This is a genomic window from Deinococcus pimensis DSM 21231 (genome assembly GCF_000519345.1).
GTDB lineage: Bacteria > Deinococcota > Deinococci > Deinococcales > Deinococcaceae > Deinococcus_A > Deinococcus_A pimensis.
The window spans coordinates 6,589-16,571 of sequence record NZ_KI912619.1; the positions used below are offsets into that span (position 1 = coordinate 6,589).

The 9,983-nt window shown below is 68.2% G+C and carries 8 protein-coding genes; 7 read left to right on the forward strand and 1 reads right to left on the reverse strand.

The window, feature by feature from the left end:
- Positions 1–161 precede the first annotated feature (161 nt).
- Positions 162–2,801: a valine--tRNA ligase gene (locus tag DEIPI_RS0101670; protein ID WP_027480641.1), complete on the forward strand. Its 2,640-nt coding sequence runs from the start codon at positions 162–164 to the stop codon at positions 2,799–2,801.
- Positions 2,802–2,924: 123 nt separating this feature from the next.
- Positions 2,925–3,056, forward strand: a complete 132-nt coding sequence (locus tag DEIPI_RS41790) for a hypothetical protein (protein WP_281173172.1) — start codon at positions 2,925–2,927, stop codon at positions 3,054–3,056.
- Positions 3,057–3,456: 400 nt separating this feature from the next.
- Here DEIPI_RS41790 and DEIPI_RS37210 read toward each other — a convergent pair whose 3' ends face one another.
- Positions 3,457–3,633 (reverse strand): hypothetical protein, encoded by a 177-nt coding sequence (locus tag DEIPI_RS37210; protein WP_157463396.1) that lies wholly within the window; start codon positions 3,631–3,633, stop codon positions 3,457–3,459.
- A gap of 146 nt (positions 3,634–3,779) precedes the next feature.
- Here DEIPI_RS37210 and DEIPI_RS0101680 point away from each other — a divergent pair, with 146 nt between their 5' ends.
- The 5 genes from DEIPI_RS0101680 (at position 3,780) to DEIPI_RS0101700 (ending at position 9,909) form a co-directional block, all read left to right on the forward strand.
- Positions 3,780–4,538, forward strand: a complete 759-nt coding sequence (locus DEIPI_RS0101680) for a DeoR/GlpR family DNA-binding transcription regulator (protein ID WP_027480642.1) — start codon at positions 3,780–3,782, stop codon at positions 4,536–4,538.
- 46 nt (positions 4,539–4,584) lie between these two features.
- Positions 4,585–5,901, forward strand: a complete 1,317-nt coding sequence (locus tag DEIPI_RS0101685) for an ABC transporter substrate-binding protein (RefSeq protein WP_027480643.1) — start codon at positions 4,585–4,587, stop codon at positions 5,899–5,901.
- 120 nt (positions 5,902–6,021) lie between these two features.
- A complete protein-coding gene (locus tag DEIPI_RS27665) occupies positions 6,022–6,894 on the forward strand; it encodes a carbohydrate ABC transporter permease (protein ID WP_045233429.1) in 873 nt (290 codons plus the stop codon).
- A complete protein-coding gene (locus DEIPI_RS0101695) occupies positions 6,891–7,802 on the forward strand; it encodes a carbohydrate ABC transporter permease (protein WP_027480644.1) in 912 nt (303 codons plus the stop codon). Before DEIPI_RS27665 ends, DEIPI_RS0101695 begins: the two co-directional genes overlap by 4 nt.
- A 121-nt stretch (positions 7,803–7,923) precedes the next feature.
- Positions 7,924–9,909 (forward strand): beta-galactosidase, encoded by a 1,986-nt coding sequence (locus DEIPI_RS0101700; protein WP_027480645.1) that lies wholly within the window; start codon positions 7,924–7,926, stop codon positions 9,907–9,909.
- Positions 9,910–9,983 lie beyond the last annotated feature (74 nt).

Here is a 9,983-nt window from a genome sequence, read left to right on the forward strand (position 1 = left end):
GAGGGCGCCCCGGACGCGTGGCCGCACGTCGTCGCGTCCGGCGGCGCGGACGGCGGCCTGACCTTCCTGCACCGCTTCACCCCGCTCGAAACGGCGCGGCCCGACTGGGACACCGACGCCGAACTGCCCGCGCTGCGCGCGGCCCTCACGGAGGAACACGCATGAACGAACTTCCCAAGACCTTCGAGCCGCAGACCGTGGAGCCCCGCTGGGCCGAGCGGTGGGCGAACGAGCCCTTCCGCGCGGACGCCACGAGCGCGAAGCCGCCCTTCACCGTCGTGATCCCGCCGCCGAACGTGAACGGCAGCCTGCACCTCGGGCACGCCCTCGACAACACCCTCATCGACACGCTGACGCGCTACAAGCGCATGGCGGGCTTCGAGGCGCTCTACCTGCCCGGCACGGACCACGCGGGCATCACCACGCAGGTGGCGGTCGAGCGCGAACTGCGCAAGGAAGGGCAGTCCCGGCACGACCTGGGCCGCGAGGCGTTCCTGGAGCGTGTCTGGGCCTGGAAGGAGCAGGTGGGCGGCACCATCACGGGTCAGCTCAAGCGGCTCGGGATCAGCGCCGACTGGACGCGGGAGCGCTTCACGATGGACGACCTCCTCTCGCGCGCCGTGCGGCACCAGTTCGTGCGGCTCTACCACGAGGGCCTCGCCTACCGCGGGGAGCGCATCGTGAACTGGGACCCGGCCAGCCAGACGACCCTCTCCGACCTGGAGGTGGACCGCGAGGAACGCAAGGGCAAGATGTGGACGCTGAGCTACAAGCTCGAAGATCCGTCCCTGGCGGCCTCCAACGGCGAGGCGGGCGAGATCCTCATCGCGACGGTGCGGCCCGAGACGATCTTCGCGGACCAGGCGATCGCCGTGCACCCCGAGGACGAACGCTTCGCGCACCTGATCGGGAAGCGGGCGCGCATCCCGCTCACGGACCGCTTCGTGCCGATCATCGCGGACGAGGCGGTGGAGCGTGAGTTCGGCGTGGGGGCGCTGAAGATCACGCCCGCGCACGACCCGACCGACTTCGAGATCGGCGAGCGGCACGGCCTCGCGCGCCCCAGCGTCATCGACCTGAACGGGAACCTCACCTCGGACGACCTCGTGCCGGAGGCCTTCCGGGGGATGGAGCGCTTCGAGGCCCGCAAGGCGGTCGTGGCGGCCCTGCGCGGCACGGAGGACGCGCCGGGCGACCTCGTGGACGAGAAGGACCACGTGACCGCCATCGGCCTGTCGGAGCGCACGAAGGTGCCGGTGGAACCCATCGTGAGCACGCAGTGGTTCGTGCGGATGGGCGACATGGCGCGCGAGGTGCTCGGCGGGCTGGAGCGCGGCGAGATGCAGGTCATCCCGGAGCGCTACGCGAAGGTGAACCGCGACTGGCTGGAGAACATCCGCGACTGGAACGTGTCGCGTCAGCTGTGGTGGGGCCATCAGATTCCCGCGTGGTACGACGAGGACGGCAACATCTACGTGCCCGACGCGGACAACCCGGACCTCGACTGCGACCGGGATCCGCGCTACGCGCACCTGCGTCTGCGCCGCGACCCGGACGTGTTCGACACGTGGTTCAGCAGCAACCTGTGGCCGTTCTCCACACTGGGCTGGCCCGACACGGACGCGGAGGACTACCGCAAGTTCTACCCGACGTCGGTGCTCGTGACGGGCTACGACATCCTGTTCTTCTGGGTGGCGCGCATGCAGATGGCGGGGTACCACATGACCGGGAAGGCGCCCTTCCACACGGTGCTGCTGCACGGCCTGTACCTCGACGCGAAGGGCCAGAAGATGTCGAAGAGCAAGGGCAACGGCGTGGACCCGCTGGAACTCTTCGATCAGTACGGCGTGGACGCGTGCCGCTTCGCGTTCGCGTACCTGCTGACGGGCGGGCAGGACATCCGGCACGACCCGCGCCGCTACGAGCAGGGCCGCAACTTCGCGAACAAGCTGTGGAACGCCGCGCGCTTCGCGATGATGAACCTCTCCGCGGAGGCGGGGGAGGGCGAGGCGACCCTCGCGGACCGCTGGATCCGCAGCCGCTTCAACGACGTGGTGCGCGAGGTGACGGCGCTCCTGGACGCGTACGACGTGGGCGCCGCGATCCGCGTGGCGTACTCCTTCACCTGGGACGAGTTCTGCGACTGGTACATCGAGGCGGCCAAGCCCGCGCTGCGCGAGGGCAACCCCGCCACGCGCGAGACGTTGAAGTTCGTCCTCGAGGGCATCCTGAAGCTGCTGCACCCCGTGATGCCGTTCGTCACGAGCGAGATCTACGACGCGCTGGAGCACAAGCGGCAGATCGCGGTGCACTCGTGGCCGCGGTACGACGAGGCCGCCTTCGACGCGGAGGCCACGGCGGCCTTCGACGCGCTGCGCGCGGCGACGTCGGCGGCGCGCAGCCTCAAGAACGAGCTGGGGCTCTCGCCGCAGGATCGCCTGAACGTGACGGTGGAGGGAGACGCGGCGGACGTGGTGCGCGCCAACCGCGCGGTGGTGGAGGCCATCGCGCGCGTGACGCTCGTGGACGCCCTGGAGGGCCGGACGCTCAGCGCCGTGGAGTCCGGCGTGACGGTGCGCGCGCCGCTGGAGGGCACGGTGGACCTCGGCGAGTGGGTGGCGAGGCAGCGCAAGCGGCTCGCGGAACTCGACAAGCAGATCAACCAGGCGCGCGGGAAGCTCGCGAACGAGGGCTTCGTGGCGCGCGCGCCCGCCGAGGTGATCGAGGAGGAACGTCGCCGCGTCACGGACTTCGGCGCGCAGAAGGAACGCCTGGAGGACGTGCTGGCGCAGCTCGCCTGAGCGCGGCGAAACGAACCGAGGTACGGAAAGATCCGTACCTCGGTTGTTAGATGAGATCGAGTGCTCGCTGCATATCGGGTAAACCACCCCAACATGATTTGATGATCTTGGCAGTTTCCATGCATGCATGAGACTGCCTTTGCAGAGCAGGATATGCTCGGCGCACTACAGCCTCATCAGCTGCTGCAAGAAGACATAGAAGCTCTCGGAGTGCATACAGATCGTTCAAAAATTGATCCGGCATTTTATTTTTGAAAATTCTCAGATATCTCAAAGCTTCTTCAAGGGACTCGGAGGCCCTTTGAATCGCTTCTCTGTGAAAAACGCTTCTGCCGAAGCGCAAATCATAAATTATTTGGTCTATGTGCCAGTTGCAGGCTAATAGCTTTGATTGCATACAAATAGTTACCAAAGTGTTAAAGCCAATATGCAGGAGCACGCGAGCCGAGCGTGGCAGAACTTCACACATTACCTCGAGAGCCGTTGAGCGTGACGAGTAAGGCGGCAACCTCGGTGGAAGTTGCTCCCGAAAGTGGGGACGTTGGGAGGGCTCAAACGAGGTTCCCACGTGTTCCGGTTCAGCTGAGCTACCCGTACACGGATCTGGAGGTTGGCCAACTTCGAAGCTTAGTTTTCGCCCGCCAGCAATTCGGCGCTACATCCGCACGCGCAGCGCGATCGCCAGCGTCGCGGCGACGCCACCCCACCGGAAGGCCTCGTCGGCGAGCCCGGCGGGCGCGTGCGGCACGGCGGCGAGGACGAGTGCGGTCGCCAGCAGGGCGAGGCCGGTCCAGAGGAGCACGGTGAGGGCGTGCGCGAGGGCGTCGTGCATGATCGACCTTCAGCTTGGGTCCGGGTCGGAGGGGGCCACGTGCGCCCGCGCACACGCGCCGGTAGGCGGGGACACAGTGTTGACTTTGTCTCTGACCGGGGATAAGCTTCGATCACAAACGAAACTTGCGAAAGGAGGGAAGGAAAGTGCAGGCCCGGCTCCGTGTCATCCTGTCCGAGCTCGAGCAGCGAGAACGCGTCACCGTCGACCAGCTCGCGACGCTCCTCGGCGTCAGCAAGGTCACCATCCGCAGCGACCTCGAGACCCTCCACCGTCAGGGCCTCGTGCACCGCACGCGCGGCGGAGCCGTCAAACCGCTCGCCACCAACGGCGAGCTGCCGCTCGAACAGACCCGCAAGCAGCGCGCGCACGAGAAGCGCCGCATCGGTGAGGTCGCCGCCGCCCTCATCGAGGAGGGAGACACCGTCTTCCTCGACGTCGGCAGCACCACCACCGAGATCGCGCGGTCCCTCTCGCCCCTGCTGCGCGGCGTCACCGTCGTGACCAACGGCCTCAACATCGCCGTGGAGCTCGAGAAGCTCCCGAACGTCAACGTCGTCGTGACCGGGGGGACGCTGCGGCGTCTCCAGCATTCCCTCGTCAATCCCTTCGGGCTGCGCCTCATCGAGGCCATCCACGCGGACAAGCTCTTCCTCGGCTGCAACGGCGTCAGCGCCAGCGCGGGCATCACCAACCGCAACCTCGAGGAGGCCGAGATCAAGAGCAGCATGACCGCCAACGCCCGCGAGGTCATCGTCGTCGCGGACCACAGCAAGCTCGGTCACGTCGCGACCGCCGCCGTCGCGCCCCTCTCGCAGGTCACGCGGCTCATCACGGGCCGCGGCGCCGACCCCGGCAAGCTCGCCGAGCTCCGCACCGCCGGGCTCGACATCGTCACCGTCTGAAGCCGAAGGTTCTCGTCGCGCCCCCGGGCGCGGGAATGGAGTTTCCATGCGTAAAGGTCTGATCGTCAGCCTCGCCCTGTTCACGGCGCTCTCCACCGTGACCGCCCAGTCCTACCAGGAGCCCACGCTCCCCAAGATCAGCGGGAACACCACCCTGGAAGTCTGGTCGTGGGTCCCGAACCTCGACAAGACCGTCAAGGAATTCGAGAAGCTCTACCCGAACGTCAAGGTGAAGGTCACGAACCTCGGCGGCGGCCCGCAGACGTACACGAAGCTCAACACCGCCCTCAAGGCCGGCTCGGGCGCCCCGGACGTCGCGCAGGTCGAGTACGGCTTCCTGCCGTCCTTCATCGACACGGGCGGCCTCGTGGACCTCACGAAGTACGGCGCCAACGCCTCGAAGAACCTCTTCGTCCCGTGGACGTGGGGTCAGGTCAGTCCCGACGGCAAGGCCGTGTACGCCGTCCCGCAGGACACCGGTCCCTTCGCGATGGTCTACCGCAAGGACATCTTCGACAAGTACAAGCTCAAGGTGCCCACCACCTGGGACGAGTACGCCAAGACCGCCGAACAGCTCGACAAGGCCAGCGGTGGCAAGGTCAAGATGGGCAACTTCTACACCACCTTCGCGCCGTGGTTCATCGCGCTCGCCTGGGCGGACGGCGGTCAGTTCTTCAAGCGTCAGGGCGACTCGTGGGTGCAGACCCTCGACAACCCCAGCAGCAAGAAGGTCCTGAACTACTGGAACGGCCTCATCAAGAAGGGCTACGTCGGCACGCTCCCCGCCTTCAGCGCGGACTACTGGAACGCCGCCGCCGCCGGTCAGGTCGCCACGAACTTCGAGGCCGCCTGGGGTCCGGGCGGCTACGCCAGCAGCATGCAGGGCAAGAGCGGCGGCAACTGGCGCGTCGCGCCCCTGCCGCAGTGGAAGGCGGGCGGCAGCGCCAGCGGCAACTGGGGCGGCAGCAGCATGGTCGTCACGACGCAATCCAAGAACCCCGCCGCCGCCGCCGCGTTCGCCCTGTGGCTCAACGCCAGCAAGACGGCCGTCGAGACGAACTTCAAGGGCGCGGGCCTCTTCCCGGCGGCCCGCGCGGGCCTCAAGCTGCCCGCCCTCAACGACAAGACCAGCCCGCCCATCAAGTTCTTCGGCGGCCAGAACATCAACGCCGTGTACGCCAAGGCCTCCGAGGGCGTGAACGTCAACTTCCAGTGGGCGCCCTGGTATCCCGCCGTGGACGCGAACTTCAGCAAGCAGATCGACGCGATGGTCAAGGGCCGCCTCACGCCCGACCAGGCGCTCGCCGCGTGGCAGAAGGAGTCGCTCGACGCCGCTCGCAAGGACGGCTACACCGTCCGCTGAGCCCGCGCCGCCCACCCGGCGGGAGCGGAACCGCAGGTCGGGAGGTCCGGGAGGCGCGTCGCCACCCGGCCTCCCGGCCCTCGTTCCCCGCCCACCCCGGCGCCGCGCAAGGAGAGCCCTATGCGTCACAGAGTCACCCCGTGGCTGTTCCTCAGCCCCTTCCTGCTGCTCTTCACGGTCTTCTACCTCACGCCCGTGGGGTACGCCGTCTACCTGAGCCTGTTCATCAAGAAACGCGTCGGGTTCGGACCCGCCAAGGACGTCTTCGGCGGGCTCACCAACTACGTGCGCGCGCTGCAGGACACGGACTTCCTGCGGTCGCTCGCGAACATCGGCCTGTTCGCGGTCGTGCAGATCCCCATCATGCTGATCGTCGCGATCGCCGTGGCGATCGTCCTCGATTCCGTCAAGGGCCGCGCGCAGCGGTTCTTCCGCACCGTGTTCTACCTGCCCTACACCATCCCGACGGTCATCGCGGGCCTGCTGTGGGGGTACCTGTACTCGCGCAACCTCTCGCCGCTCAACCAGTTCCTCACGGCCACCGGACGTGACCCGCTGGACCTGCTCTCCAGCACCGTGGTGCTGTGGAGCGTCGCGAACATCGTCACGTGGACGTGGACGGGCTACAACATGATCACCCTGTACGCCGCCCTGCAGAACGTTCCGCACGACATCTACGAGGCGGCCAGGATCGACGGGGCGGACGGCTGGAACCTCGTGCGGCGCGTGAAGCTCCCGCTGCTGCGGCCCACCATCCTCCTCACGGTGATCTTCAGCATCATCGGGACGATGCAGGTCTTCAGCGAGCCCTTCGTGCTGCGACCCCTCGGGTACGTGCCGGACAACATCACCCCGAACACGTACATCTACCTCGCCGCGTCGCGTGACGTGCAGTACGCGTACGCCGCCGCGATGGCGATCCTGATCGCGCTCGTGACCTTCCTGTTCAGCGGGATCTTCCTGCGCTACGCCCGACTGGGGGACAACACGTGAGTGCCGTACAGCCCACCACCACCACGCGTGCCCGACGCGCCCGCACCATCCGCGAACGTCGCGGCTTCTCACCGCTGCAGGTGCTGCTGCTCGGCCTGTTCGCCGTGTACTCGCTGCTGCCCCTGTGGTGGATGATCGTCACGATCTTCAAGGACAACGGCCAGCTCTTCACCACGCCCGGCCTGTGGTTCGCGAGCCCCTCGCACCTGCTGGACAACGTGCGCAAGGTCTTCACGCACCAGGACGGCATCTTCGTCCGCTGGCTGCTCAACAGCGTCCTGTACTCCGCCGCCATCGCGGTCGGGTCGGCGCTCACCTGCGCCACCGCCGGGTACGCCTTCAGCAAGTACGAGTTCCGGGGCCGCAACCAGCTCTTCGGACTGATCCTCGGGACGATCATGGTGCCCGGCACGGCGCTCGTGCTGCCGCTCTTCCTGATCATGCAGAAGCTCGGACAGGCGGGCGTGCCGCTCATCAACACCCCCTGGGCGTTCATCCTTCCGAGCCTCGTGAATCCCTTCGGGCTGTACCTCATGCGGCTCTTCTGGGACTCGGCCTTCCCGACGGACCTCATCGAGGCCGCCCGCATCGACGGCGCCAGCGAGGCCACCATCTTCTGGCGGCTCGGGATGCCGCTCGTGCAGGGCGGCCTCGTGACCGTCGCGCTCTTCAGCTTCGTCGCGGGCTGGAACAACTTCTTCCTGCCCCTGATGATGCTCAACAGCACCTCCCTGTACCCCCTCACGCTGGGCCTGTCCGTGTGGAACAACACCACGACCGGCACGGAGCGCCTCTACACCATGATCGTCACGGGCGCGCTCATCAGCATCCTGCCGCTCATCGCGGCCTTCCTGACGCTCGGCCGCTACTGGCAGGGTGGGCTCGCCACGGGCGCCGTGAAGGGCTGAAGCAGCCTTCAGCGATCAGCCGTCAGCCGTCAGTGGGCGGCGGGCGGCGGTCGTGATCGACCCTCCGCTCCTCACTGACAGCTGAACCCTGACAGCTGACTGCTCATTCGAGGTACCTCTTTTGACCCTCACTGACAACACCCTCCGGCTGGCCGTGTGCGACTACCCCGAGCACGTCCCGAGAGACCGCTGGGCCGAGTACGCCCGCATGCAGAAGGACCTCGGCCTGACCTACGTGCGTGTCGCGGAGTTCGCGTGGAGCCGCCTCGAACCGGCGGAGGGGCACTACACCTTCGACTGGCTCGACGAGGCCGTCGAGACCCTGCACGCGGCGGGCCTCAAGGTCGTGATGTGCACCCCGACCGCCACGCCGCCCGCGTGGCTCACGCGCGCCCACCCGGAGATCCTCCCGTACGACCGTGAGGGCCGCGTCCGCGAGTTCGGCTCGCGCCGCCATTACGACTTCGCGTCGCCCGTGTACCGCGAGCGCTCGCGCCGCATCACCCGCGCGGTGGCCGTCCGCTACGGCGACCACCCGGCGGTGGTGGGCTGGCAGACCGACAACGAGTTCGCCTGCCACTCCACGGGCCGCTCGTACGGCGGCGCGAGCGCCGCCGCCTTCCCGGGCTGGCTGCGCCGCAGGTACGGCACGCTGGACGCCCTCAACGAGGCGTGGGGCAACGTGTTCTGGAGCATGGACTACACGGACTGGAATCAGATCCGCCCGCCGATCCTGACGGTCACGGAGACGAACCCGTCGCACGTGCTGGACTACTTCCGCTTCGCGTCCGACATGATCCGCGAGTTCCAGGAGGAGCAGGTCGCCATCCTGCGCGAGCACTCGCCGGGCCGCTGGGTGACGCACAACTTCATGATCTTCGAGTCGGAGTTCGACCACTACGACGTCTCCGAGACGCTCGACTTCGTCTCCTGGGACAACTACCCCACGGGGATGCTGGAGTACTTCGGGAAGTGGGTGGGGGAGGACGTGAAGCTCCGCTACGCCCGCACGGGCCACCCGGACCTCATCAGCTTCAACCACGACCTGTACCGCGGCCTCAAGCGCGTCCGGGCTCGGCACGACGTGGAGGCGGAGGACGCCCCGCCCGCCCCGCAGCCCCAGCGCGGCGGCTTCTGGGTGATGGAGCAGCAGTGCGGCCAGGTGAACTGGGCGCCGTACAACCCGCTGCCGGCGGACGGCGCGGTGAGCCTGTGGACCGCGCAGGCCTGGGCGCACGGCGCGGACTGCGTGAGCTACTTCCGCTGGCGCGCCGCCACCATGAGCCAGGAGGTCATGCACTCCGGGCTGCTGCGGCACGACGAGACGCCCGACCGCGGCTTCGAGGAGGTCCGCCGCATGGAACGCGAGGGCCTCACGCTCGGCGCGGTGCCCGCCCGCGTGGCCCTCGTGCACGACTACGAGAGCCTGTGGATCCTCGACGAGCAGAAGCAGGGCGGCCCCGCCTACTGGGCGCAGACCTTCACGTACTACACGGCGCTGCGCGCGCTCGGCATCGACGTGGACGTCGTGCACCCCGACGCGGACCTCGGGGGGTACGCGCTCGTCGTGGCGCCCGCCCTCACCATGATCCCGGAGGCGCGCGTCGCGAAGCTCCGCGCGGACGCCGGGGGCCGCCTGATGGTCTTCGGGCCGCGCGCCGCGTTCCGCACGCCTTCGGGCCGCGCGCACGAGAACGGACAGTTCGGTGACGACAAGGACTTCTTCGGCGGGCGCAGCCTGAACTTCGAGTCGCTGCGCCCCGGCCTCACCGTCCGCGCGGGCGGACACGCCGTCACGCAGTGGGCGGAGGGCTACGAGCCCGCGCCCGGCACGCGGACGCTGATCACCTACGAGGGCGGCCCCCTCGCGGGTCAGGCGGCGGTGATGCGGCGCGGGAACGTCGTGACGGTCGGCGCGCACTCGCCCGAACTGCTGCACGCGCTCCTCGCGGACCTCGCGCGGGAGGCGGGCGTGGACGTCACGCCCCTGCCGGAGGGCGTGCGCCTCTCGCGCCGCTCGGGGCACACGGTCGTCGCGAACTGGAACGCGGACCCCGTGGAGTTCGAGGGCCTCACCCTGCCGGGCGTGTCGTGGAGGCTCGTTTGAACCCCGCGCAGGGCGAGACGTTCCGCGCGAAGGAGCGCACCTGGACCCTGCCGCTGCGGGGCGCCCGCGTCCTC